The following is a 24,609-nucleotide window of genomic DNA, read 5'->3' as shown; positions in this document are numbered from 1 at the left end:
TCATCGGGCAGATGCCCATGCTTCATCCCAAAGTAATCTCGTTTCTGTCAAGTGACCCGGTCAGGAAGGGATTTGCCCCGCCTCTGTAATAGGCGTCGAGTTTTTCCCGGCTGGTGTCGTAGTCCGACACATAGAACTTTACGCCGCAGTAGTCAAGCCCATCGAGGCTGGCCAGATATTTATCCAGCGCCTTGTTGACGTGTTGCAGGTTGAGTTTCTGACCTATCAGCGTCGCGACCTTGTGCATCATTTCGATGAAGGGCATAACGTCGCGATGAAAGCGCTGACCCGTAGAGGAAGGGCTGACTTGAATCGCGCATTGGTTGAAGTCTCCGAGGGTAAATTTCAGGATGCAGTCTGAGGTAATCATCTGATTGCCCTGTGACAACGCCTGTTGCACGCGCTCCAGCCTTTCTCGATGACACTGTTTTGCTACCAGCAGATAAATGCCGTTGGCTTTACTGATATCTTCGATGGGTCGCCCGCGTACTAACAGGCAGGCTTGATAAGAAGGCGAGTCCATGACCGAGTGTTCCAGCGGTGTAGGGGGATCCAGTGTCAGTAACAGGGTCGCGCCACGCTGTCTGTCGTCTTCGGCCAATGCCGTCGCGCCGATACTTTTATTGAGATAAGCCTGTTCGGTCGTGAAATAGAGCGCCTGATTATCGGCTTTCTCCCGAAATGCCCTGCGTGCCTCTTCATAGCCTTGCTGCTGATAATCAATATCAATCAATCGCCAGCGGATAGTCTGATAACCGGCTTTCTTCAGTTGATAATCAATGAGTCGCTCCGTGAGCAGTCCGCCCGCGCCGAGTGAAATAAATGTCAGGGCGGTGTCTTTCATCGGCAGATGCTCGAGAACGTGGTTGACCATCTTGTTGATAAAGGTGATACGTGTTTCCAGCGAGGCGATACGTTGATTCTCGACCCAGGAAAGTTCACCCATACGGCGAATATTGTGCGTGCTGCCCGGCTCGAGATAACTTTCACGCAATACATGGCGCAGCGTAAGGGGGTCGAGTTGCGGATCGGCAAAAGGGATCGCACGGGGCGGGCTAGTGGCATGGCTTATGGCGGGCAGCATCGGCGGTTATCTCCGTGACAGAGGGTGAGTATCCTTATCTTTAAACGCGTCAGAGAGTGTAAGCCGCTCGCCAGGGCCGGAATACATTTGTCGTGCATTTTTGCGGCCAACCTCGACGGAATCCTTTTTTCAGACTGATTGATGGCGTGTAACCAGGCAATCAGCGCTATTTGAAAGAGCCGAAGGAAGTTATCTGCGTCGAGTGGTGAGCATAAAGTCAATAAACAGCTCAATCAGGCGATTATGAGGCTGATTACGGGCGCGGATAAGATAGATAGGCACCGAGACGCTTGGATGAAAAGGGATAAATTTCACGCCATCCGGCGTATAAAGCCGCGCCGTTTCGTCATCCACAATCCCTATTCCGCATCCCTGTTGCACCATGACGCACAGCGCTTCGCCCAAAGAAATATCGATAGTGGAACGGTATTCGATGCCGGCCTGCGCCATCGCGCGGTCGAAATTCTGTCGCAGTCCATCGGCGGGGCCGAGCGAGATAATATTCTCATCCCGCAAATCTTCGGGAAGCACGCGGTGATACTTCGCCAGGCGATGGCCTTTAGGCACCGCAATCAGTCCTTCCATTTCAAACAGCTTGTCGCGCAGCAGGGAGTGGTCTTCGGTTCGTGACTGGGCAATGCCGACATCTATCTGCCCATTGCCGACCAGACGCGCCATATCATTGGACGACGCGGTGATTAACGAGAGGGAAATCTGCTGATAACGCGCACTGAAATCCGCAATTGCACAGGCCATCCATTCCCGGCCAAAGGTATGAACCACCCCAATGACCAGCCGCCCCTGTTTAATCTGCTGCAAGGTTTTACCAAACCGCTTAAGGTTTTCAAAACCGAGTGCCACACGTTCGACTTCGGTATAGAGAGAGCGTGCCTCATCGGTAGGCAGCAGCCCTTTGGCGGTGCGGGTGAAAAGCAGTAATCCAAGATCCTGCTCCAACGTTTTCAAGGTCTTGCTCACCGCAGGTTGCGATACGTGCAAAATCTCGGACGCATCGGTAATCGACCCGCTTTGCATAATGGCTTTAAACACCTGAACCTGACGGTAATTCATCGACGCTTCCTCGTTAAGTGGATCATTTTGGGGCATGCGATATAACCTGAAGTTAACAAGCTATCAATAATATGAAATTGACGCAAAGCCCCTTTTCCCATTGAATGATTTCAACGCCCCGTGAAAGGGTGAAATAAAACCCTCGATAATAGCTTGATTAAAATAATAAATTTGAATTCAGATCTGCCGTATTCCCTCGCACCCAAAAGGCCGTGAGGTTCTTCATTGGTAATAACAGTTTTGTACTTTTATAACCTGACAGAGGAAGAGAAATGAGTCTGATCACCTGCGCACGTTCCGCCTTATTTTCATTATCGCTCCTTGCCGTTGCCACGTCGGCGGCCCTTGCCGCTCCCACCCAAACACTTCGTGTCGCCGTAGGGGCCGATCCGGCAACCCTCGACCCGCAATTTAACGATTTGCCTACGGGCGATACGGTGGAAGCGCTGGTGTATGAGGGACTGTTTCGTCTCGATGACAACAATGCCATTCAGAAAGGGCTGGCTACCGATTATCACTTTTCGCAGGACGGCAAGGTCCTGACGGTCAAGATTCAGACGGGTCATGTTTTCAGTAACGGTGATCCGCTGGACGCGCAGGCGGTGGTCGCCAGTTTCCAGAGATTGCTGTCCGAGAAAAACGGGTCTATCTATCGTGGCATCTACACCGCGCTTGGCTCCGTGAAGGCGATAGGGAATGACACGGTCGAATTCGACATGACGGCGCCCAACGGTCACGTGCTGCTGTTGCTGGCCAACGAGAGCGGCAGCATCGTCAATGTGAAGGCGGCCGACAAAATGGGCGCGGAATACGGGCACAAACCGATTGGCAGTGGACCCTATCTGGTCGATTCCTTTATCGGCGGCGAAAGCTATCGTCTGGTGCCAAACCCGAAATATCAAGGCGATCGTCCTGCCAAATTAAAGTCGATTGATTTTACCGTGGTGCCTGAAGATGCCTCGCGTATGGCGCTGCTTGAAACGGGAGATACGGATATTGTCGAGCGGGTTCCGCCGGAGTCGGTTGCGCAGATTAATGCGCTGCCGAATGCCAAGGTGATTACGCCGCCAAGCATGTTCTCAATCAACATGGAAATTGTGATGCGGGGGCCGCTCAAGGACCTTCGCGTGCGAAAGGCGTTGAATCTGGCCATCGATCGTCCCGGTATCATCAAGGGCGTGCTGGGCGGTATGGCTATTCCTTCCGTGGGAATGGTCGGGCCGGGTACGCAGGATTCACTGCGTAAAACCTTCGACCCGATAGCGTTCGACCCTGCACAGGCCAAAAAGCTGCTGGCCGAGGCGGGATACGGTCCGGGTAAGCTGGCGATAACGCTGACCTGTCCGACGGGGCGTTATATCAAGGACGCCGCCGTGTGTCAGGCCGTTGCCGGTTCGCTACAAAATATTGGTGTGAAAGCGACGGCCCATGTCGTGGATCGCGGCACCTGGACGCAAATCATCAGTCTGCCGCCCGAAAAGCGTCCGGATAATCTTGCCATGATTGGTCGCGGTACGGCGGGCATGGACTATACGCTCTATCGTCTGTTCCATACCGGCGTCAGCGCCAATACCTCCGGATTCAGCGACCCGAAAGTCGATGCACTGCTGGATCAGGGACGGGCAACGACCGACCCCGAGAAGCAGAAACAAATTTATGGCGAGATCCAGACCGCCGTGTGGCAGCAGATGCCGTTTATCTTCCTGTGGTATCAGAATCAGGCGCTAGGGGTTTCCGACAAGGTGCAGGGCTTCAAGGTGCGTCCGGATGAAACCATGGACTTCGATCAGGTCACGCTCAACTAACTACGAGGGGGACACATGTTTATCGTTAAACGTCTGCTTTCCGCCGTACCGACCCTTTTTATCGTCTCGCTGCTGGTGTTCTTTCTGGTGGATTTTATCCCCGGCGACCCGGCACGCATGCTGGCCGGACCGATGGCGAGTAATGAAGAGGTGACGGTCATTCGCGATACGCTTGGCCTCAACGATCCGCTGGTGGTGCGCTATGGCCGCTTTGTTCGCGGCATGGTGGACCCGTCGGTGATGACCTCGTTTCGGACCCATCGGCCTGTTGCCGTCGAGATTGCCTCGCGGTTGCCCAATACGTTGATTGTCGCCGTAGGAGGATTACTGGTGGGGCTGCTGCTGGGCACACTGGGCGGCATCCTCTGCGCACTGCGGCAGGGCGGCCTGATGGATACGGTGATAACCCTGTTCACGCTGGCCGGTATTTCCATGCCGATTTACTGGCTCGGATTGCTGTGTATCTGGTTCTTTGCCGTCTGGCTCGGCTGGTTGCCTGCGGCGGGCGCCACGACCTGGAAACACTTCGTGCTGCCGATTCTGGTCGTGGCGACTCGTCCGGCGGCGATGTTCAGTCGTCTGGTGACCGCCAGTCTGCTGGAAGCCATGAGTAAAGATTATCTCGATACGGCGCGCGCCAAGGGACTAAGTGAAACGCGTGTCATTTTGCTGCATGCGCTGCGCAATTCGCTGATTGCCGCCATCAGTGTGATCGGGGTGCAATTCGGCGCGATGCTGGGCGGTTCCGTGGTGACGGAGACGGTATTCGGCGTGCCGGGCGTCGGGCGTCTGCTGGTGGATTCTGTCTCGGCGGCTGATTATCCGGTGATTCAATATACCATTCTGCTGTTTTCGGTATTTTTCGTGTTGATTAATCTGGCGACCGATCTGCTGACGATGTGGCTCGATCCGCGCGCTTCCCTGCAAAGTGAACGGAGTTAAGATGATTACTGAAAGCAAGAAAACCGAGGCTCGCCTGTTTACGCGGCCGGCCAAAAGCTCGACCTTTCAACGTCCGTCTCGCTGGATGGCGCTGGGAGCTATCTATCGTCAGCCCAAGGGGGCAATCGGTCTGACGCTGGTTATCTGCTACGCACTGCTGGCACTGTTTGGGCCGCTGGTGGTGCCTATCGACCCGATGGCGCAAGACTTCTCGGCCACGCTGCAAGGGCCGACGATGCAACACTGGTTTGGTACCGATCAATTGGGACGCGATGTGTTCAGCCGTATTCTGACCGGCGCACGCACCTCTATCGGTATTGGTATCGGCGGCGTGCTGCTGGCGTTTGTGATAGGTGTACCGCTCGGGGTGCTTTCGGCCTGGAAGGGCGGCTGGATAGACTCGCTTGTCATGCGCGCCATGGACGTGCTGCTGAGTTTCCCGGACATTATCTTTGCGCTGGCGGTCGTCGCGATTTTCGGGGCGAGCACGCAAAACATCATCATTGCCGTCGGGCTGATTTCGGTGCCGGTGTTTGCCCGCTCAACGCGCGCCATTACGCAAAGTACACTGGCGGAGCCTTATATCGAGGGGAGCGCGTCGCTGGGTTGCCCGCCGCTGCGTGTCGTGCTGCGTCATGTCATGCCCAACATCAGCGGTCCGCTGTTGACGCTTTCAAGCCTGCTGTTTGCCTCGACGCTGCTTTCCGCCTCCGGACTCGGCTTTCTGGGGCTGGGCGTGCAACCGCCGGATCCGGAATGGGGCACCATGCTTGGCGAGGCGCGTTCCTATATTCGCAGTAATCCCTTGCTGCTGGCGTTTCCCGGCGTGTTTCTCGCAGTCTCGGCGCTGGCCTTCAATCTGCTCGGCGAAGCGCTTCGAACGATTTATGACCCGCTGGCAAAACGTATTCCCGCGCGTCCCTCCCTGCTTAAACACCTGCTGGGTAAGACAAAAAATGTTACGCCAAGGGTGAAAACGCCGCAGATACTCTCTCATGCCGTCGAGGTAAAAGGGCTGCGTATTGCCTATAGAACGCCTAAAGGATTACTGGATGTCGTGCGCGGTGTCGATCTGGTGCTTGAGCGCGGTAAAACGCTGGCGATAGTGGGGGAATCAGGCTCGGGAAAAAGCACGCTGCTGCGCGTTATCGGCACGCTTGTCAATCCGGGAGAAGTCTCCATTATCGAAGGTCAGGTCAAGATTGATGGGCAACCGACACAAGGGCTGCCGACCGGCGAGATTCGCAGGCTTCGTCGGGAGAAAATCGGCATTGTGTTTCAGGACGCGGCCAGTGCACTGAATCCGGTGATGACTCTGGGTGCCCAGCTTGGCGAGGCGGTTTCGCTGGTTGAAAAGCTGAGTCGCGAGAAACTGCGTCAACGTTGCATAGAGCTTTTGACGGACGTGGAGATTTCGGATCCGCAAAGGCGTCTGGGAATGTATCCGCATCAACTTTCCGGCGGTATGAAACAGCGCATCGTGATTGCCATTGCCCTGGCGCAGAACCCGACCGTATTGCTGGCCGACGAGCCGACCAGTGCGCTCGACGTGACTATTCAGCAACAGTTATTACTGCTGCTGCGTAAAATTCAGCAGCGGCGCGGGATGGCAATTCTGCTGGTTACCCACGACTTGAATCTGGTGGCGCGCTATGCCGACAGTGTCGCCATCATGTATGCGGGCAGGCTGGTGGAGACCGGCGCGGTAGAGACAGTTTTTCGGCAGCCGCTGCATCCCTACAGTCAGGCGCTGCGCGCCTGTACGCCGCATGCCGGTGAAAACGGGGCGCAACGTCTCACTACTATTTCCGGCGAGCCGCCGTCAATTGGCCCGCTCGCCGAAGGATGCGCGTTCCGCAGCCGCTGTCAGCGCAGTCATGGGCGTAGCGCCTGTGCCGAGGCAGTGCCGGAAGCGAGGTTGTTGCAGGCGCGTCAGGTAGCCTGTGTGTTTGCCGAGGAGGCCTGCCATGTTTAATCGTCATCCCGTTGCCTTGCCGAGCTGGCCCGCTCGCGGTGAAGATCTGATTGTGGCCGACAATGTCAGTCGTCATTTCAGCGGTGCGCGGCAATATTTCACCTCTGCGCCGCGCCCCGTGGTGCGGGCGGTCGATAATGTCTCGTTTTGCGTCAAGCGCGGAGAATGCTTTGCCATCGTCGGTGAGTCGGGGTCGGGCAAGAGTTCTCTGGCGCGGCTGGTGGTAGGGTTGCTGGATCCCACGGCTGGGACGGTCAAAATCAATGGGGTCTCACAATCGACCCTGACATCCAAAGCCCGCCGCGCCATGCGCCGTTCAGTGCAGCTGGTATTGCAGGATCCGCGCGCCTCGCTGGACCCGCGCATGACGGTATTCGACACGCTGCGCGAGGCGCTACAGGTTCACGGCCTGCATCCCGAAAAAGACGCGCGTACCCAGCGAATCGAAACCGTGATCCGCCAGGTCGGGCTTAGCGTCCAGCATTTACATCGTTTTCCACATGAACTGTCGGGCGGGCAACGTCAGCGTGCGGCCATCGCCCGCGCCATCATCTGCGAGCCCGAAATTTTAGTGCTGGATGAGCCGGTCAGCGCCCTCGATGTCTCCGTGCAGGCGCAAATCATCAATCTGCTGCAAGACCTCCAGCGCGACCTGGGTCTGACCTACGTGATGATAACGCATGACCTGGCGCTGGTTGCGCATATGGCTGACCGTGTCGGCGTAATGTACCTCGGGCGTTTTGTGGAACAGGGGAGCGTCCGCGACGTGTGCGGCTCCCCGCGCCATCCGTACACCCAAAGTCTGATGTCGCTGGTTCCCGAAAAAGACCCGCTGGCGCTGCGCGATGTCGAGCCACAGGTGTTGCGCGGGTCGATACCCAGTCCACTCGCGATACCCTCGGGGTGTGCCTTTCACACACGATGTCCGAGAGCGCGTCAGTTGGCGCTGTCCGGCGACGTGCGCGGCGTGGTCGATACGCCGGAAGGCGAGGTACCGCGCCGCTGCGCCGAAGATGCGCCACCGCGCAACCGGCTTGCGGGCGGCGACAGTGTGGCGATGTGCCATTTTGTCGACGATCCCCTTCTGGACTCGGAGGTCATTGTCCGCGTGCAGCCAACGGCCTGCTGATCTCGGCTGCGGGTTCAGAAATGATTAAGGTTGAGAGAAAAGAATCTGCCATTTTACTTAAAGAGAAGGTACAGCTATGTCCAGTCAAACAAGTGAATTCGTTATCGTCGGTGGGGGTATTTATGGTTCCAGCCTCGCGTATCAATTGGCCAAGGCAGGTAAAAGCGTGCTGTTGCTTGAAGGCGGAGAGATTGCCTCTGGCGCGTCCGGCGGTCCCGGCGAGCGCGGCGTGCGCGCCAACCGCCGCGATACCCGTGAACTTCCGGTCGCTGCGGTTGCACTGGCGCTATGGCAAAAATACCAGCAGGAATTCGAGCACGGCGTAGGTTATCGCCGCATAGGCGGATTGCAGGTTTTCGACGTCCCTTATGGTTATCGTGAACATGAAGTTCGCGGGCAAATGGAGGCGATGGCGCTGACGCAAACCCGTCTCGGCGCGCCTTCCGAGCTGTTGAATCTCGAGCAGACGCTGGCGCGAGAACCTGAGTTGACCCGCTCGCTGATTGGCGCAATTTACTGCCCCAATGACGGCGTGTGTGACCATACCTATGCCACGCAGCAGTTCGCAGCCGAAGCCATCAAGGCTGGCGCAGTCATTCGCACCGGCGCAAAAGTCACCGAAATTCTGGCCGAAGGCGGACGCGCCACCGGGGTAAAACTGGCAAGCGGCGAAACGATAGCCGTCGGCAGCCAACTGATTCTGACGGCCAATGCAGGCACACAGACATTGCTTAATCCGTATCTGCACGCGCATGAAAAAGCACCGCTGTGGCACCTGATGCCGCAAATGATTTATGTCACCAATCCGCTGAACAAAAAAATCAATCATTTGCTGTCGCACGCGCACCGCAAACTGGCGGTCAAGCAGATAGTCGACGGAACATTAATGCTGTCAGGCGGCGCGAGCGTAAGCTATACGGCAGAAGGGCTGTGGAAAGGGTCGTTGAGTTCGACGGCCAATAATCTGAGTGACGCGATTGCCGCGTTTCCGTTTATCGACCATTCTTCTTTCGTCAAAGCCGATGCCTCGCGCGTGGAAACCGTCTGCGTCGACGGCATTCCAGTAGTCGACAAACCGCAGGCGCTGGAAAATACGCTTTATGGCTACGGCTGGAGCGGACACGGTTTTGCGATTTCACTCGGCATCACCAAATTCATGAGCGACTGGCTGATTCAGGGTGAACGTCCTGCCGCGCTGGCACCTTTCACCTCTGCGCGCTTTACGCAGCCGCTGACTTTCGTTAACGAAGCATTGGAAGGATTATAAGATGGCGAGCACCTTTAACATCAATAAACCGGGCAAGCATTTCTACGACCTGTCGGCGGTGGCCGGTGAGGTGGCGGGCATTCAGGGCGATGTGTTGTGTTGCATCAATCAGGGCGAAGGACCTACCGTACTGCTTTGTGCAGGCATTCATGGCGACGAATACGAGCCGCAAACCGTGCTGCGCCATCTGGCGGAAACCTTGGAAACCGAGCAGGTTATTGGCCGTCTGATTATTATTCCGGCCATAAACTATGCCGCCGCGCAAAGTGGTGCGCGCGTGTCACCCGCCGATGGGCAAAACATGAATCGCGTGTTTCCCGGCAAGGCTGACGGTACGCCGACGGAGCGTCTTGCGGCGTTTATCACCCGCGAAATCTTCCCCGCGACCGATTTGCTCATCGACGCGCATACCGGCGGCAATGACGTGAATGTCGTGCCGATGATTTTTGGATTTAGCTCGGATGAGTGCGTCGTCAGCGATCCTGAACTCACCCGAATCATGGAAGCCTGGGGTTATCGCTACATTCAGCATGTGACGGGCATCGACTCCACAATCTGCGGCGCGGCGCTTGCGGCAGGCATCGCCTCGGTGGAAATAGAAGGGGGCGGCGGTTGTCTCAGGTCGGAAGAGCTTTCGACGATCCACGACGGATTGTTACGCGCATTGGCGGCCTTGGGCGTGCTGCAACCGCTGGTTGAGCCTCAGCCCTTTACAGGTTTGCATCTCAGCGCAGGTCCTGAAGCCCAGCTTGTCGCCCCACAGATGGGCGTGGTCGAACATAAGGTGAATTTAGGTGACAGTGTCACGAAAGGTGATGTGGTTGCGCTGCTTTATCCTCTAGCCGGCAAAGCCTCTGCACCGCGTGAATTGACGGCACCGGTGAGCGGCGTGGTATTGCGTCAGGCGCGCAATGCCTATTTGAAAGAAGGGCAGTTGGTGATGAATCTCGGGGTGATTGTCGGCTAGAAGGGTTTCCTCCGCGGTTGCGGAGGAAATTAATGGTCGATTCTAGCTTGCAGTGGCGTGTTTGATGACGCGAACCGGAGCCGATTTATAAGAGGGCGTGCCGCTCTCTTTGTCGTAATAGGAGAGCGGAATCAGCACGTTGGCCTCGGGGTAATAGGCGCCAACCGATCCGGGGGCGATGTTGTAAGCCACCACGGTAATGTTTTCCAGACGAAGATGACTGCCTTCCACGCGGGATTCGATATCCACGACATCGCCGTGTTCAAGCCCACGCTGCTGCAAATCCACATCATTCATAAACAGAATGTCACGACGCCCGAAGACGCCCCGATAGCGGTCATCCATGCCGTAGATTGTCGTGTTGTACTGGTCATGGCTGCGCAATGTCACCATTCGCAAGATATCGTCGCCTTCAACCACCTGATCCTCGTTGATGCCCTCAAACACGGAGAACATCGCCTTGCCGCTCGGCGTCGGCCATTTGCGTTCGGTAGGTGGCAGCGGCATGCGAAAACCATTTGGCTGGTCGATGCGCGCATTATAGTTATCGAAACCGGGAATGGTCTTCTCGATAAGGTCGCGAATGAGACGATAATCGGCCACCAGTTCCATCCAGGGCACGCGGGTATCCTCAAGCGTGGCTTTGGCCATGCGCGCGACGATATCGATTTCCGACAGCAGATGCTCCGAGGCGGGCTTCAGCTTGCCCGATGAGGCATGTACCATCGACATCGAGTCCTCCACCGTGATGGCCTGACGTCCGCTTGCCTGTAGGTCAAGTTCGGTACGGCCCAGACAGGGGAAGACAAAACTTTCGCGAGCGACCAGCAGATGTGAACGATTAAGCTTGGTGCCGACCTGCACGCTCAGGTCCAGCGACTTCATGGCCGCATAGCTCTTCTCGGGATCCGGCATTGCGACGGCGAAGTTTCCGCCTACGCAGATAAGCGCTTTCGCTTCACCGGCGACCATCGCCTCCATGGCCTTGACGGCATCATGGCCGTGGTTTTTCGGCGGCGTGAAGCCAAATACCTGCTCCAGTTTTTCTAGAAACGCGGCAGTGGGTTTTTCGGTAATACCGACCGTACGGTTTCCCTGTACGTTCGAATGGCCGCGAAGTGGGCAGACTCCTGCACCCGGTTTACCGATGTTACCGCGCAGCAGCAAGAGGTCGGCAATCAGCCGCACGTTGGCCGTCCCTTTATTATGCTGGGTGATGCCCATGCCGTAAGTGACAATGGTAGCGTTTGACCTGGCGTAAAGCTCGGCGACCTGCTCGAGCTGGGCGCGGGTCAGACCGGATTCTTTCTCGATGCCTTCCCACTGCGTAGTCTGCATGTCGGCGGCCAGCAGGTCGAAGCCTTGCGTGTGTTCGGCAATAAAGTCGCGGTCGAGCAGATTGCCGGATTGGGCATCCATTTCGAGCAGAGCTTTCATGATACCTTTGATTGCCGCCGCATCGCCGCCCGCTCTGACCTGAAAATAGGTCGAGGCGATGTTGGTCGAACTGTAGGTCGCCATTTCCATCACATTCTGCGGGTCGGCAAACCGTTCCAGCGCGCGCTCCTTAAGCGGATTAAACACAATAATCGGCACCTTGCGCCGTGCCGCTTCATGCAGCGTGCCCATCATGCGAGGGTGGTTGGTGCCCGGATTGTGGCCAATGGAAATGATAAGCTCGGTTTTATCGAAATCTTCCAGCGAAACGGTGCCTTTACCAATACCTATCGACTGCGGAAGGCCGACGCTTGTCGCCTCGTGACACATATTCGAACAGTCCGGGAAATTATTGGTGCCGTATTCGCGGGCGAAAAGCTGGAATAGATAGGCGGCTTCATTGGAGGTTCGCCCGGAGGTGTAAAACTCGACGTGGTCTGGCGACGGCATGGCGCGCAGGATTTCGCCAATGCGGGAGAACGCGTCATCCCACTCGATAGGGCGCAGCGTGTCGGTTTCGCGGTCATATCTCAGCGGATGAGTGATTCGCCCATAATCTTCCAACTCGAAATCAGACTTTTGCAGCAGGGAGGTCACCGTATTTTTCGCCAGAAATTCCGGCGTTAACCTTTTACTGGTTGCTTCCCAGGTTACGGCTTTCGCGCCATTTTCACAAAACTGGAATGTCGAATGAGTTTCTTTATCGGGCCACGCACAGCCAGGGCAATCGAAGCCATCGGGCTGGTTGGTGCGCAGTAACGTAGCGGGCGCGGTCAAGGTATCCATTTGATTACGCACGGCAATGGCCGTAGCTTTCAGCGCTCCCCAGCCTCCGGCAGGGCCGTCGTAGGGATGAATACCGGGAACCGAGCGTCGTTTGGTCGTCATTGGAAACTCCTGAATGGTGGTAACAATTACCTTATTAACGATAAGTGTAATCAAGGATTCAGAACTTGGCGGCGAGATGGAGACCAATATTGTAAGAGGGTTTGAATCACTACGTTTTATTAGTTACAACATTCAATAATTTTTAATACAACTCAATCACTTCGTCTGTGAGTGTGGCGCTGGCTTCTTCCAGCACGCACACCAGGATCGCATGACACCGGGCTGCTGAAAATCGGGTCAAATCCCGGCCACTAAAACTTGACCGTCCGGAGCTGGGACGTTTACTGTTAGATAGTCATCACAATGATATTTTACTGATTTAGCAGATAGAACAACATGAACTTCGGATTGTCAGTCTGGATGTCCCCACCTCATGGCAGGCGTTGTCAGATAAAGATCCATCGCAGGCTGACCCGATCACCCGCGCTGTGATAACCGCCATCAACAATATGCTGATAGACCTAATGGCCACAATGTCGCATAAGGACTGGCTGAGCCGCCGTCATAGGCATTAACATACAATAGTTCCGGTTTATTAATTAGACCTTATTCTGGATAATTCTATGAAATTGTTAGAAAGTGAAATTCGCGACGTGATTTCTGGAAATAACGTTACCATTATCAGACCTGCTAATATTTATGAATGTGAACTCAAGGATAACGTATTCATTGGCCCTTTTGTTGAGATACAGAAAGGGTGTCTAATTGGTAGTGGTAGCCGGGTTCAGTCACACACATTTATCTGTGAAAACGTAACCTTAGGCATGAACTGCTTCATCGGCCATAACGTGACGTTCGCAAACGATCTGTTTCATTCCGGTGCGCCGGACCCGTCACCGGATAACTGGATCACCATTTCCCTTGGAGATTCGGTCACTGTGGGAAGCGGAGCCACCATTCTGTCACCATATATATGCAGTGGTTCCGTCATTGGCGCAGGTTCCGTCGTGGTTAAACCGATTGAGGTCAAAGGGATTTATGCAGGAAACCCGGCAAAATTAATCAGGTTATTATGAAAAGTAAAAGGGCAGATAAGCCAATAAAAAAGCCGATAACGCGATGTTATCGGCTTATGAGATGACAGCTTGTACGGATTAGGCCGTCAGCAGTTGTTTCGCGGTAGTATCAACCAGTGCCAGCAGAACCTGAATGTCTTCCAGCGTCACCGTTGGGTTCAGCAGGGTCAGCTTCAGACAAGTCACGCCGTTATGCTCGGTTACACCCACGTTGGCGCGGCCGGAATCCAGCAAGGCATCGCCGATGCGCTGGTTGAACAGGGCGATAGCTGCGTCGCCGTCTGCTGCCAGTGCTTCAGGACGATAGCGGAACAGCACGCTTGCCAGCTGAGGCTTCATGACCAGCTCGAGTGTCGGCTGTTCAGTCACGTATTGCGCCACTTCCTGCGCCAGCGTCACACCGTGGTCGATGATTTCGGCATACTGCTTCTGACCCAGCGCTTCCAGACCCATCCACAATTTCAACGCATCGAAACGACGGGTGGTTTGCAGAGACTTGGAAACCAGGTTAGGCACGCCCTGAGCTTCGTCAAACTCGGAGTTCAGGTAAGCCGCCTGATAGCGCATCAGTTCATAGTGACGCGCTTCCTTCAGCAGGAACGCGCCGCAGCTGATGGTCTGGAAGAACTGCTTATGGAAGTCCAGAGTAATGGAGTCAACCAGTTCGATCCCGTCCAGATAATCGCGATACTTCTCGGACAGCAAGAGGGCGCCGCCCCAGGCTGCATCGACGTGCATCCAGATATCGTGCTTCGCTGCCAGCTCCGCAATGGCGCGAAGTGGGTCGATAGCACCGGCATCGGTGGTCCCGGCGGTTGCCACGATAGCCAGAATCTGCTCGCCGTTGGCTTGTGCCTGCGCGACTTTCTCGGCCAGATCGTTGAGATCCATGCGCGAGAACTCGTCGGTTTTGACCAGTGTCACGGACTGATAACCCAGACCCAGCAAAGCCATGTTCTTCTGCACGGAGAAGTGTGCATGTTCGGAACACAATACCTTGATTTTTCTAAGGTTACCGATCAGTCCATCCTGCTGGATAGAGTGACCCTGACGCGCGAAGAACGCGTCGCGAGCCAGCATCAGTCCCATCAGGTTGCTCTGGGTGCCACCGCTGGTAAACACACCGGCGTCGCCAGGCTGGTAACCGACCTGAGTACGCAGCCATTCAATAAGCTTCATCTCGATGATGGTCGCCGACGGGCTTTGGTCCCAGGAGTCCATACTCTGGTTAGTGGCGTTGATCAGCACTTCTGCGGCCTGGCTGACAACCAGACTTGGGCAGTGCAAATGCGCGACACACTGAGGGTGGTGAACCGACAGGCTGTCTTTCAAAAAGTATTCAATCGCACGCTCAATCGCAGCCTGGTTGCCCAGGCCTTGAGGATTGAAATCCAGCGTGATGCGTTCACGCAGTTCGGCAACGGATTTACCCTGATACATCTCGGGTTGTTGCAGCCACTGCACGACGGCCTGGCTACTTTGCGCAATGGCTTGCTTGTAGGCCTCGGTACTTTGCGCAGAGGCGGCCAGGATCGGGTTTATCTTGGACATCACGAAACTCACTTCACTCAGACAGGTTTAATGCCAGCACACAGCAGGGCGTTTTCGAATTTATCCAGGAAGATTTCCAATTCAGCATTGGTAATCAACAGGGATGGCAGCAGACGCAGCACGCAACCATGACGGCCACCGCGCTCCAGAATCAGCCCGTTTTCGAAACATTTTTTCTGCAACAGAGCAGAAAGCGCGCCGTCAGCAGGGTAGGAACCCATATGATCAGGAGCTTCATTCGGTTTAACAATTTCGATACCGAGCATCAGGCCCATACCGCGCACGTTACCCAGAACAGGATAGCGTTTTTGCAGTTCGCCCAGCTTGCCTTTCAGCCATTCACCCTGAGCAGCCACTTTCTCTGGAATGTTGTTGTCTTTCAGGTGTTGCAGGGTGGTCAGACCGGTCGCCATCGCCAACTGGTTACCACGGAAGGTACCGGTGTGGTGACCTGGTTCCCACGCATCAAACTGCTTCTTGATACCCAGAACCGGCTAACGGCAAGCCGCCGCCGACAGCTTTCGACATCACGATGATATCTGGCTCGATGCCGGCATGTTCGAAGGCGAACAGCTTGCCGGTACGACCAAAACCAGCCTGAACTTCGTCGATGATCAGCAGAATGCCATGTTCCTGAGTCACTTTACGAATGCGTTGCAACCACTCGACCGGAGCCGGGTTCACGCCGCCTTCGCCCTGAACCGCTTCAAGAATAACGGCAGCAGGTTTGCGCACGCCGCTCTCGACATCGTTGATCAGGTTTTCGAAATAGTAGGTCAGTGCCTTCACGCCAGCGTCACCGCCAATGCCCAGCGGGCAGCGGTATTGGTGCGGGTAAGGCATGAACTGCACTTCCGGCATCATGCCGTTGACGGCTTCTTTCGGAGACAGGTTACCTGTTACTGCCAGTGCACCGTGGGTCATACCGTGGTAACCGCCGGAGAAGCTGATTACGCTGGTACGGCCAGTGTATTTCTTGGCCAGCTTCAGTGCCGCTTCAACGGCATCCGCACCGGAAGGACCGGTGAATTGCAGGCAATAGTCTTTTCCCTGACCCGGCAGAATGGACAGCAGGTAGTCAGAGAACTTATCTTTCAACGGTGTTGTCAGATCAAGCGTATGTAACGGCAAGCCGCTAGTAATGACATTTTGGATGCTTTGCAGTATGTCAGGGTGATTATGTCCCAGTGCCAGCGTTCCCGCACCGGCCAAACAGTCAAGATATTGATTATTCTCAACGTCGGTGATCCACACGCCCAGGGCTTTTGCGATAGCGAAAGGCAACTTGCGTGGATAACTCCTAACATTCGATTCAAATTCAGCCTGTCGCGCCAAATAGGTTTCATTGTTTTGGTTTAATGAATTAGCACCTAAAGTATCAATACGGACTTTATCCGTCATCATATCTCTCCTACAACCGAGGTTCTCACAAACATCACGGTTGAATAAATGAATAAAAAAGTAAGTACAGCCGTTAAAGCGCGGCCAATATAGGGCTTTTTAAGCCATGACTCAATCAAAAATTTTGTGTATAGATGTTTACGCTTTTCCATTGGTAATCAATAGGTAGTTGATTAAATGGGCATTAACTCAAATTGAGTTACTCTACGTAAATTTTACGCGGTAAGAGGAGCGAAAGTTTCTCAGATTTCACGTAGCGCGATCAGTTTAGTTCAAAAAACGAGCTATATTATGGGTTATTTCTTCATCAAAGGGTAAATTTTTATTAACGACGCGAGTTTAAATGCACAATTCCTGCACTATCAGGGTGTTAACAGAGTGTTATAGGCGGAAAACAGCAGAAAATAGGGGATTATGGAGGGGAAATACCGCCAGCGCTAACTGGCGGCAGAAACTTAGCGATGGTTTTTGTACTCATCTGACAGGTAGGTAATGCCTGCTGTTTCATATTTCTCGATATCGCGGTCCAGAGAACCGTATTGCTTGGCATAGTAAGGGCCAACAGCATGGAAGCATTTGATTCCCTTGATGACGCCCGATTTTTTGCCTAAACGCCTGAAATAGCGTGAGATAACAGCATCTTCACCATTGTTGAAACCCAACTTGGTGAATTTTTCAAAGATGATGGAAATAATGCGGTAGTCTTTTCGACGAAAACCCGCGCACCAACCACCGGTTGGGCCAATTTGCACGGTCAATCCATCAACCGAAACATCAACGTATTGATCTTCAGGCGGCTTGGCACCATTGGTATGCTCGTTCTTGACTACATCAAGGCACAGGAAACCGAATTTTTTAAAGGTATTGAGATACTTGACAAAGACATCGTCGACAGCGTCCGGGAATTCAAGCACATCATCATCCACTTCAATGATGTAATCGCCCTTGGCCATCGGCATCAGCTGCTTGTAAGCATTAAGGCCGAGGTTTTTAGCATTATTAACGACTCTGATCGAGATGCTGTCCTGGTACTTTTCCTTGAAGGCGGCGAGTATGCTCGGAGTATTATCCGTCGAAGCATTATTGAAGATAATGATCTCCGATTGCTGCTTGTCTTTGATTGAACCGTACAACGCTTCAAGACAGACAGGAAGCATCGCCCCTCGATTCCATGTCAATATAACAAAGGATGTTCTCATTTATAGTCTCGTTCGTCATTTGCATTGGGTGTAAGAAAACTTACTGAAGTATTTGATGGTAGCACGCAAAATAAAAAGGTGACTATGAGATTTATAGTAGTTTTTGCTTATCCGGCAGTGTTTTACTGCCGGATAATATTTTTTACCAGGCTGGAATGGCGTCGCCCTTATAGACTTCCTTGGCTTTGGCTGCGACGGCAGGATTCTGGAATGCTTCTTTGAGTTCCTGAAGTTTCTTGCTGTCTTTATTGTCTTCGCGAGCAACCAGCGCATTTACGTAAGGCGAGGCGGCACCTTCCATAAACAGACCATCGCGTACGGCAGACAGGCCAACCTGCGAAGAGAAGTTGGTATTGATGATAGACAATACAACGTCCGGGTCATCCAGCGTGCGGGTCAGTTGCGGGGTATCAACCTGAACCAGCTTAAGTTTTTTAGGATTTTCAATGACATCAAGGGTCGTCGGCAAATAGCCGACGCCGTCTTTCAGTTTAATAAGTCCCTGAGCCTGAAGCAGTAACAGGCTGCGGCCAAGAGTGGTCGCCTCGTTTGAGATTGTCACCGTCGCGCCTTCCGGCAAGTCTTTTACATTTTTGATCTTCTTGGAATAGGCGGCGATAGGGAAGATGAAGGTCTTGGTCAGAATGGCAAAGTGATACCCGCGCTCTTTTGACTGTGCCTCGAGATAAGGCAAACTCTGGAAGGCATTGGCATCGACATCTTTACTGTTCAACGATTCATTGGGCAGCACATAATCATTGAAAGAGACGACATCAACGTCCAGATTATATTTATCCTTGGCAATTTTTTGTACTTCCTGCCAGATAGCCTGATCGGGACCAGTGTTGATAGCGACTTTGACTTTATTATCGTCGGCTTGTTTACAGGCAGACAGCATGACAACAGAGGTGGCAATCAACGCGGATAACAGTAATTTCTTCATGAATACGAATCTCTTATATTTGAAACATATTTATACAATGTGCAGCGATATTACTATACAGAGACTCGCACTGGCTTATCCATTGATATGTAGTGAAATATGTTCATCTTGAATGACTTTGAAGCGTTCAGACAATCTTTATGCCATAAGCGGACTTTATGGAAAATCGGCCAACTTGCGACCCCCGTTTTTATGCTCTAGGGTTTAAAGACACTTCCTGGAATATGTGAAAAATCTATGACTTACCTAAAATGGTTCGGCCTTGGTTATCTATGTATTTTATTGCTGTCCTTTGGCTACAGTTATGCCAAAGCTTCTCAAACAAAGGATGAACCCATAAGTCATAACTGGTCGACAACGCGTCGTGATTCTGCCTCGCTTGCCCCCGATCCTGCCAAGTTTCGTGATACGGCGATTGTGGAAATCTATACGGCACCGACCTATGGCTGGCGAGGGTTGTTTGCCGTCCATCCATGGATAATATTCAAGCGAGCCGGTGAAACCTCCTACACTCGTTACGACGTGATCGGTTGGGGTAGGGATGATGTGGTGCGCCAGAACTATGCTATTCCGGATGGATACTGGTTTGGTTCTAAGCCGAAGATTTTGGTCGACCACCGCGGACCCGCTGCCGAAGCGATGATCCCCAAGATTGAAGCAGCGATTAAAAGCTATCCGGTTCCCGCATACCTACCACGCGTGGCCAGGCCCGAACAGCAACACCTTTATGGCGCATATTGGTCGCGACGTGCCAGAGTTGGCGTTGGATTTGCCGTCGAATGCCATCGGGAAAGACTATCGACCTCTCACGCATCCGGTTGGTTTGCCGCCGTCGGGAAAGGGCGTTCAGGTTTCGGTGCTCGGGATTTTAGGCTTGACCGTCGGTTCTCAGGAAGGCTTTGAATTCAATGTGTTGGGACTCAATCTCGGCATTGATTTCAGAAATCCTGCATTGCGGTTGCCGTTTATCGGCCGTGTAGGATTTGACCGTCAATCAGGAGTTGCGGTTAAAGATATTTAAAAATGGAAAAACGGCACCGTGAAGGTGCCGTATATCGTCTCGACGTCCTACGCGGGATTGCAGAGATGCCGGGTAACGATCGCCAACGACGTTGATCGCGTCGAGCGCAGCCTGAATTTCACCTAAATCTTCATCGCTAAGCCCTAAATCGGCAGCACCAATGTTCTCTTCGAGGCGGTGCAACTTGGTCGTGCCCGGGATCGGCACAATCGACGTATGCTGCGCAAGCAGCCATGCCAATGCAATCTGCGCCGACGTGACCCCTTTATCGCTGGCGATTTTGCCGAGCAGGGTGACCAATTGTTGATTAGCCTCAATGGCGGCGGCGGCAAATCTTGGCACCTTACTTCTGAAATCGTCGTCGCCGAAAGTGGTTCCCGTGGCAATGGATCCTGTCAGGAAACCTTTCCCCAATGGGCTGAAAGGCACGAAACCTATGCCTAACTCTTTGAGTAAAGGAAGAATTTCCTGCTCGGGTTCTCGCCACCACAAAGAATATTCACTTTGTAGCGCAGTAACCGGTTGCACGGCGTGCGCGCGGCGGATCGTTTGCGCACCGGCTTCGGATAAGCCAAAATGCTTAACTTTTCCTTCAGCAATCAATTGCTTAACTGTGCCGGCGACGTCTTCAATGGGAACATCGGGGTCGACACGATGCTGATAAAGCAGGTCAATGACGTCTGTTTTGAGACGCTTCAAGGAACCTTCAACCGCTTCGCGGATATGTTCCGGGCGACTGTTGAGAATTTGCTGCTTGTTGTCATCACCAAAGGTAAAACCGAATTTGGTTGCGATAACGACCTGATCACGAATCGGTTTTAGCGCTTCACCCACCACATCTTCGTTCACGTAAGGGCCATAAACCTCGGCGGTATCGAAGAAAGTGACTCCACGTTCAAACGCGGCGCGGAGTAATTCAACCGCCGATTTTGTGTCAGTTGCTGGTCCGTAGCCATGACTCAGGCCCATACAGCCTAATCCTAGCGCCGAAACTTCAAGGCCGGATTGACCGAGTTTACGTTTTTGCATTTCAATGCTCCTTAACATCCAATCGAAGTTTCAATGTAAAGGCACTGACTGCATGACGACTATATACAAATTCAGGTCGAACTTATGAGTTTTACTCATTAGTGCTTTCGCAGATTTGCCTCTAATCTCTACCGGTTAAGTAGGGTATGGTGACTTTCACTTTGCAAACGGAGCATTGCCGAATGAACTTCATTGCTGCATCTGCCGTTGTTATTTCAATATTGGGTTCGGTTGCCTATGCCGAAACGGAGAGAAAAATGAACATCAAAATCACTCAGAGTGGTTCACAACCTTCAAATGTGGGTCCAGAAAGTTATTTCACGGGTAAAGTGCGTATCGATGCGCCATTCAGTGGATCTGAAGATGCCCGTATTGGCGGCGCAACGGTAACATTCGAACCTGGCGCTCGCACGGCCTGGCATACTCATCCATTGGGTCAGACGCTGATCGTGACGCAGGGTCGAGGCTGGTTACAGGAAGTGGGCAGCGAAATTCGCGAAATTAATCAGGGCGACATCGTCTGGATCCCACAGGGCGTTAAACATTGGCACGGCGCGACGCCGGAAAATAGCATGACACATATTGCCATCGCCGAGTCGCTGAACGGCAGTCCGGTGGAGTGGATGGAAAAAGTCACCGACGCGCAATATTCTAAATAATTCGGCATGTCCGTAGCAATGAGTCGCCATTGCTGCGGACAGTGCAAGAATTCATAACTTGAAGGTTTTTGGACTACAGAAACTTGTGTTCAGTTTTTCCAGACAAAGTCGCTAGAGAGCATGAGCCGATGTTCGTTATGAAGTCTTACGTCAGCAGCGCACAGGGAAGGTGAGTCGTCAGCCTGGATAAAGCAAGGTATCCGGGGCCTGATGTCGTGAAGTCGGATCCTGATATCATATTTAACATAATATACATTATGCGCACCGACGTAACGCTCTGGCAATTCTAGGGTTTTGGGCTTTGCTCTCGGGTTAATCAGGATCGGTGATTTACGCCGATTTCTGTCCATCTGTTCCCTGACTGCTAAAGTTAAAGAGCCACCAATATTATGGAGGGAAATATGGCTAACCGTTTTACACGTCGAAACTTTCTGGCAATGTCATCGTTGACTGCCGCTTCAATCATTGTCCCTGCCGCCTATGCACAGTCGTCATCTACAGGTTCTCGTCAAATGCTCGAATCCACACAGCGTTCCGCGCTTCTTCAACCCGCGGCCGTGCCGTTGTCTCAGGCCAACGCTATTGCCGTGGTGCAAAAAGAGATTTGCAGTCTCGGCGTTTACAACCTTGCCGACGGCAACAGTCTGGCGCAAATCCCGCTGCCCGAACAAAGTCACGAACTGGTAATCACGCCCGACAATCGCTATGCCTTCATCGCCCAGTATGGCGTCAAGAAATGGCTGGCACCCGGTGTTGGCGGTAACCAGATTACGGTCGTGGATTTACAGCAACATAAAGTGGTCAACACTCTCGACCTGACGCCATATTATCGTCTTCACGGAATTCGCATGGATAATCATGGCCGCCTGTTTGTACTCAGTGAAACCAGTTCGGTTCTGATTCGTTTCGATAATCCTGTTGAAAACGACGAGCCTGATGCCCTCATCCCGGTTCATGGTGTGCGTAGCCACTATTTTGTCCTTAATAAAGCCGGTACACGTGCCTGGGTTTCCGATACCCTGAGCAGCATGGCCATTTCAGTGAACACGGAAGATCCGACCCAAGCCGTGCAGAAAGTGTTCAATGGCAAGGGGCCCGAAGGATGCTGTCTTAGCCCGGACGAAAGCCGTTTCTATATCATCAATCGCTACGGAAATGCCATTAAAGCGTATGATGCCAACACCCTGAAATTACTGCATCAGGCTGAAACTAAAGGAGAAAGTGTGCGCGTTGTGGCACTTGAAAATGGCCAACTTGTCGTGGCTAATTCCGCCCGCAAAAGTCTGCTTGTCTTTGATCCTTCACTTAAACCGCTCAAGGAAATCCCGCTTTCTGGCGCACCGACGGCAATAACCCTCACAGATAATGATGACCGGGTCATCACATCAACGGAAGATAACAAATTAACGTGGATAGACATCGCGCAAGGAAAACCCGTCAAGACTATCAGTACCGACAAAGGGGCCGATGCTTCCGTGTTGTTTAAATACGAGTCCTAAGCAGAAAAAAGAGGCCCCTTTCGGTGCCTCTTTGAGTGGCCTTACAGTACAGCGGCTACGGGTTAGCGTCGCCCTGCTCTTTTATCATTAAAACAGCCCTAAAGGTGAGGTGTCGTAGCTGACCAGCAGATTTTTGATTTGCTGATACTGACTCAAGGCCATTTTATGAGTTTCACGTCCGACGCCTGACTGTTTGTATCCGCCGAACGCCGCGTGCGCAGGATAGACGTGATAACAATTGGTCCAGACTCGACCTGCCTTGATGCTGCGGCCCATGCGATAAGCCAGATTGGTATCACGCGTCCAAACGCCAGCGCCCAGACCAAACTGCGTCTGGTTGGCAATTTTTAGCGCTTCGGCTTCATCTTTAAAAGTGGTCACGCCAATAACCGGTCCAAAAATTTCTTCCTGGAAGCAGCGCATTTCGTTCTCACCTTTAATCAGCGTTGGCTGAATATAGAAACCATTATCAAGTTCAGGTTTCACAGACGCACGTTCGCCGCCAACCAGTATTTTGCCGCCTTCCTGTTTCGCGATATCGATATAAGACATTATCTTGTCGAATTGCTGACGAGAGGCCTGTGCGCCAATCATGGTGTCGGTATCCAGCGGATCGCCACGATGAATCGTGGCAACCTTGGCCATGACGCGCTCCATGAAAGGTTCATAAATGGATTCATGGATCAGGGCACGCGACGGACAGGTACAGACTTCGCCCTGATTAAAGAAGCCGAGCACCAAACCTTCAACAGCTTTCTCGATAAAATCTTCTTCGGCTTCCATCACATCGGCGAAATAGATATTTGGTGATTTACCGCCAAGCTCAACGGTACACGGAATAATATTTTCGGCGGCGCAGGCCATGATGTGACGACCTACCGGTGTAGAGCCGGTAAACGCAATCTTGGCGATGCGCTTGCTGGTTGCCAAAGCTTCACCCGCTTCCTTGCCATAACCTTGCACGACATTGAGCACGCCTGCTGGGAAGATATCGCCGATCAGTTCCATCAGCATGGTGATGCCCAGCGGAGTTTGTTCGGCAGGTTTCAACACCACGCAGTTCCCTGCGGCCAGTGCGGGTGCCAATTTCCAGGCAGCCATCAACAAGGGGAAGTTCCAGGGAATGATCTGTCCGACCACGCCAAGCGGTTCATGGAAGTGATAAGCCACCGTTTTTTCATCAATTTCTGCTGCACTGCCTTCCTGAGCGCGTAGGCATCCCGCAAAATAACGGAAGTGGTCAACCGCAAGCGGCAGGTCGGCATTCAGGGTTTCACGAATTGGTTTACCATTGTCCCAACTCTCGACGACGGCAAGATATTCCAGATTGGCCTCGATGGTGTCGGCGACTTTCAAAAGCAGATTGGAGCGCTGCTGAACGCTGGTTTTTCCCCACTCTTCGGCAACGCGATGTGCCGCGTCCAGGGCGGCGTCGATGTCACGCGCATCGGAACGCGGGAACTGGCCAATATCACTGCCGTCCACGGGTGAAGTATTCATGAAATACTGACCGCTTAACGGCTCGATGAATTTGCCATCAATATAGTTACCATAGGTCGCTTTCAAGGTGAACAAAGCGCCTGGTTTGCCGGGATGTGCGTATTGCATTGCAAACTCCTTATGTAGGGTGAGACTCGCAGAGAGTGGCGACCGTTCTGCTTCTTTTCGCGGGCAGATACCGTCACCCTTCTTTATATAGCATGTGTCGTGCCAGTCTCTGCATAAG

General features: G+C 53.2%; 16 protein-coding genes and 4 pseudogenes. 11 read left to right on the top strand and 9 right to left on the bottom strand.

Going from position 1 to position 24,609, the window contains the following annotated elements; all coding sequences use genetic code 11:
• Nucleotides 1–22: 22 nt before the first annotated feature.
• The gene (locus O1V66_RS07015) at nt 23–1,084 is read right to left on the bottom strand and encodes a hypothetical protein (RefSeq protein WP_045047860.1); all 1,062 of its coding nucleotides are present in this window, start codon (nt 1,082–1,084) and stop codon (nt 23–25) included.
• Nucleotides 1,085–1,273: 189 nt separating this feature from the next.
• Nucleotides 1,274–2,155, bottom strand: a complete 882-nt coding sequence (locus tag O1V66_RS07010; RefSeq protein WP_045047861.1) for a LysR family transcriptional regulator — start codon at nt 2,153–2,155, stop codon at nt 1,274–1,276.
• A 272-nt stretch (nt 2,156–2,427) separates the two neighbouring features.
• Here O1V66_RS07010 and O1V66_RS07005 point away from each other — a divergent pair, with 272 nt between their 5' ends.
• From O1V66_RS07005 to O1V66_RS06980, 6 genes are all read left to right on the top strand, one after another.
• Nucleotides 2,428–3,960 (top strand): ABC transporter substrate-binding protein, encoded by a 1,533-nt coding sequence (locus tag O1V66_RS07005; protein ID WP_045047862.1) that lies wholly within the window; start codon nt 2,428–2,430, stop codon nt 3,958–3,960.
• 15 nt (nt 3,961–3,975) lie between these two features.
• A complete protein-coding gene (locus O1V66_RS07000) occupies nt 3,976–4,902 on the top strand; it encodes an ABC transporter permease (protein WP_045047863.1) in 927 nt (308 codons plus the stop codon).
• A gap of 1 nt (nt 4,903) precedes the next feature.
• Nucleotides 4,904–6,877: a dipeptide/oligopeptide/nickel ABC transporter permease/ATP-binding protein gene (locus tag O1V66_RS06995; RefSeq protein WP_052673415.1), complete on the top strand. Its 1,974-nt coding sequence runs from the start codon at nt 4,904–4,906 to the stop codon at nt 6,875–6,877.
• Nucleotides 6,870–8,006 carry an ABC transporter ATP-binding protein gene (locus tag O1V66_RS06990; protein WP_052673416.1) on the top strand — a complete coding sequence of 379 codons (1,137 nt, stop codon included), beginning with the start codon at nt 6,870–6,872 and terminating at the stop codon, nt 8,004–8,006. The genes O1V66_RS06995 and O1V66_RS06990 overlap by 8 nt, the downstream gene beginning before the upstream one ends.
• A gap of 76 nt (nt 8,007–8,082) precedes the next feature.
• Complete coding sequence (locus tag O1V66_RS06985) at nt 8,083–9,273, top strand: NAD(P)/FAD-dependent oxidoreductase (protein ID WP_045047864.1); 1,191 nt, start codon at nt 8,083–8,085, stop codon at nt 9,271–9,273.
• A 1-nt stretch (nt 9,274) separates the two neighbouring features.
• Nucleotides 9,275–10,240: a M14 family metallopeptidase gene (locus O1V66_RS06980; RefSeq protein ID WP_045047865.1), complete on the top strand. Its 966-nt coding sequence runs from the start codon at nt 9,275–9,277 to the stop codon at nt 10,238–10,240.
• A 42-nt stretch (nt 10,241–10,282) separates the two neighbouring features.
• Here the strand turns inward: O1V66_RS06980 and O1V66_RS06975 are convergent, their stop codons facing one another.
• A complete protein-coding gene (locus tag O1V66_RS06975; protein ID WP_045047866.1) occupies nt 10,283–12,565 on the bottom strand; it encodes an FdhF/YdeP family oxidoreductase in 2,283 nt (760 codons plus the stop codon).
• 254 nt (nt 12,566–12,819) lie between these two features.
• Between O1V66_RS06975 and O1V66_RS06970 the strand changes: the two are divergent.
• Nucleotides 12,820–13,074 (top strand): annotated as a pseudogene (locus tag O1V66_RS06970) (recombinase family protein); the annotation flags it as partial.
• A 54-nt stretch (nt 13,075–13,128) separates the two neighbouring features.
• Nucleotides 13,129–13,581: an acyltransferase gene (locus O1V66_RS06965; protein WP_045047867.1), complete on the top strand. Its 453-nt coding sequence runs from the start codon at nt 13,129–13,131 to the stop codon at nt 13,579–13,581.
• A 78-nt stretch (nt 13,582–13,659) separates the two neighbouring features.
• On the opposite strand, the gene O1V66_RS06960 is transcribed toward O1V66_RS06965, so the two are convergent.
• The 4 genes and pseudogenes from O1V66_RS06960 to O1V66_RS06945 form a co-directional block, all read right to left on the bottom strand.
• Complete coding sequence (locus tag O1V66_RS06960; RefSeq protein ID WP_045047868.1) at nt 13,660–15,132, bottom strand: pyridoxal phosphate-dependent decarboxylase family protein; 1,473 nt, start codon at nt 15,130–15,132, stop codon at nt 13,660–13,662.
• A gap of 17 nt (nt 15,133–15,149) precedes the next feature.
• Nucleotides 15,150–16,536 (bottom strand): annotated as a pseudogene (locus O1V66_RS06955) (diaminobutyrate--2-oxoglutarate transaminase).
• A 452-nt stretch (nt 16,537–16,988) separates the two neighbouring features.
• Entirely contained in the window at nt 16,989–17,732 is a 744-nt protein-coding gene (locus O1V66_RS06950; RefSeq protein ID WP_072045082.1) for a glycosyltransferase, read from the bottom strand.
• A gap of 142 nt (nt 17,733–17,874) precedes the next feature.
• On the bottom strand, nt 17,875–18,675 hold the full coding sequence (locus tag O1V66_RS06945; protein ID WP_045047871.1) for a MetQ/NlpA family ABC transporter substrate-binding protein: 801 nt from the start codon (nt 18,673–18,675) through the stop codon (nt 17,875–17,877).
• A 237-nt stretch (nt 18,676–18,912) separates the two neighbouring features.
• Between O1V66_RS06945 and O1V66_RS06940 the strand changes: the two are divergent.
• A pseudogene (locus tag O1V66_RS06940) lies at nt 18,913–19,696 on the top strand (DUF3750 domain-containing protein).
• 42 nt (nt 19,697–19,738) lie between these two features.
• Here the strand turns inward: O1V66_RS06940 and O1V66_RS06935 are convergent.
• A pseudogene (locus tag O1V66_RS06935) lies at nt 19,739–20,725 on the bottom strand (aldo/keto reductase); the annotation flags it as partial.
• A gap of 257 nt (nt 20,726–20,982) precedes the next feature.
• On the opposite strand from O1V66_RS06935, the gene O1V66_RS06930 reads away from it, so the two are divergent.
• Nucleotides 20,983–21,384 (top strand): (R)-mandelonitrile lyase, encoded by a 402-nt coding sequence (locus O1V66_RS06930; RefSeq protein WP_414058440.1) that lies wholly within the window; start codon nt 20,983–20,985, stop codon nt 21,382–21,384.
• A 401-nt stretch (nt 21,385–21,785) separates the two neighbouring features.
• A complete protein-coding gene (locus O1V66_RS06925; RefSeq protein ID WP_152623620.1) occupies nt 21,786–22,883 on the top strand; it encodes a YncE family protein in 1,098 nt (365 codons plus the stop codon).
• Nucleotides 22,884–22,970: 87 nt separating this feature from the next.
• Here O1V66_RS06925 and exaC read toward each other — a convergent pair whose 3' ends face one another.
• Nucleotides 22,971–24,491, bottom strand: coding sequence for an acetaldehyde dehydrogenase ExaC (gene exaC, locus O1V66_RS06920; RefSeq protein WP_045047874.1), 1,521 nt, complete (start codon nt 24,489–24,491; stop codon nt 22,971–22,973).
• Nucleotides 24,492–24,609 lie beyond the last annotated feature (118 nt).

Origin of the sequence: Rouxiella chamberiensis (assembly GCF_026967475.1) — a bacterium.
Taxonomy (GTDB): Bacteria; Pseudomonadota; Gammaproteobacteria; order Enterobacterales; family Enterobacteriaceae; genus Rouxiella; species Rouxiella chamberiensis.
This window is presented reverse-complemented; position numbering and strand designations above follow the sequence as displayed.

Bases quoted from the DNA above. Each gene is read 5' to 3' on its own strand.
- O1V66_RS06950 (WP_072045082.1), bottom strand. From the start codon at position 17,732: ATGAGAACATCCTTTGTTATATTGACATGGAATCGAGGGGCGATGCTT.
- O1V66_RS06930 (WP_414058440.1), top strand. From the start codon at position 20,983: ATGAACATCAAAATCACTCAGAGTGGTTCACAACCTTCAAATGTGGGT.
- O1V66_RS07000 (WP_045047863.1), top strand. From the start codon at position 3,976: ATGTTTATCGTTAAACGTCTGCTTTCCGCCGTACCGACCCTTTTTATC.
- O1V66_RS06925 (WP_152623620.1), top strand. From the start codon at position 21,786: ATGGCTAACCGTTTTACACGTCGAAACTTTCTGGCAATGTCATCGTTG.
- O1V66_RS06980 (WP_045047865.1), top strand. From the start codon at position 9,275: ATGGCGAGCACCTTTAACATCAATAAACCGGGCAAGCATTTCTACGAC.
- O1V66_RS06945 (WP_045047871.1), bottom strand. From the start codon at position 18,675: ATGAAGAAATTACTGTTATCCGCGTTGATTGCCACCTCTGTTGTCATG.
- O1V66_RS07010 (WP_045047861.1), bottom strand. From the start codon at position 2,155: ATGAATTACCGTCAGGTTCAGGTGTTTAAAGCCATTATGCAAAGCGGG.
- O1V66_RS06995 (WP_052673415.1), top strand. From the start codon at position 4,904: ATGATTACTGAAAGCAAGAAAACCGAGGCTCGCCTGTTTACGCGGCCG.
- O1V66_RS06975 (WP_045047866.1), bottom strand. From the start codon at position 12,565: ATGACGACCAAACGACGCTCGGTTCCCGGTATTCATCCCTACGACGGC.
- O1V66_RS07015 (WP_045047860.1), bottom strand. From the start codon at position 1,084: ATGCTGCCCGCCATAAGCCATGCCACTAGCCCGCCCCGTGCGATCCCT.
- O1V66_RS06990 (WP_052673416.1), top strand. From the start codon at position 6,870: ATGTTTAATCGTCATCCCGTTGCCTTGCCGAGCTGGCCCGCTCGCGGT.
- O1V66_RS06965 (WP_045047867.1), top strand. From the start codon at position 13,129: ATGAAATTGTTAGAAAGTGAAATTCGCGACGTGATTTCTGGAAATAAC.
- exaC (WP_045047874.1), bottom strand. From the start codon at position 24,491: ATGCAATACGCACATCCCGGCAAACCAGGCGCTTTGTTCACCTTGAAA.
- O1V66_RS06960 (WP_045047868.1), bottom strand. From the start codon at position 15,132: ATGTCCAAGATAAACCCGATCCTGGCCGCCTCTGCGCAAAGTACCGAG.
- O1V66_RS07005 (WP_045047862.1), top strand. From the start codon at position 2,428: ATGAGTCTGATCACCTGCGCACGTTCCGCCTTATTTTCATTATCGCTC.
- O1V66_RS06985 (WP_045047864.1), top strand. From the start codon at position 8,083: ATGTCCAGTCAAACAAGTGAATTCGTTATCGTCGGTGGGGGTATTTAT.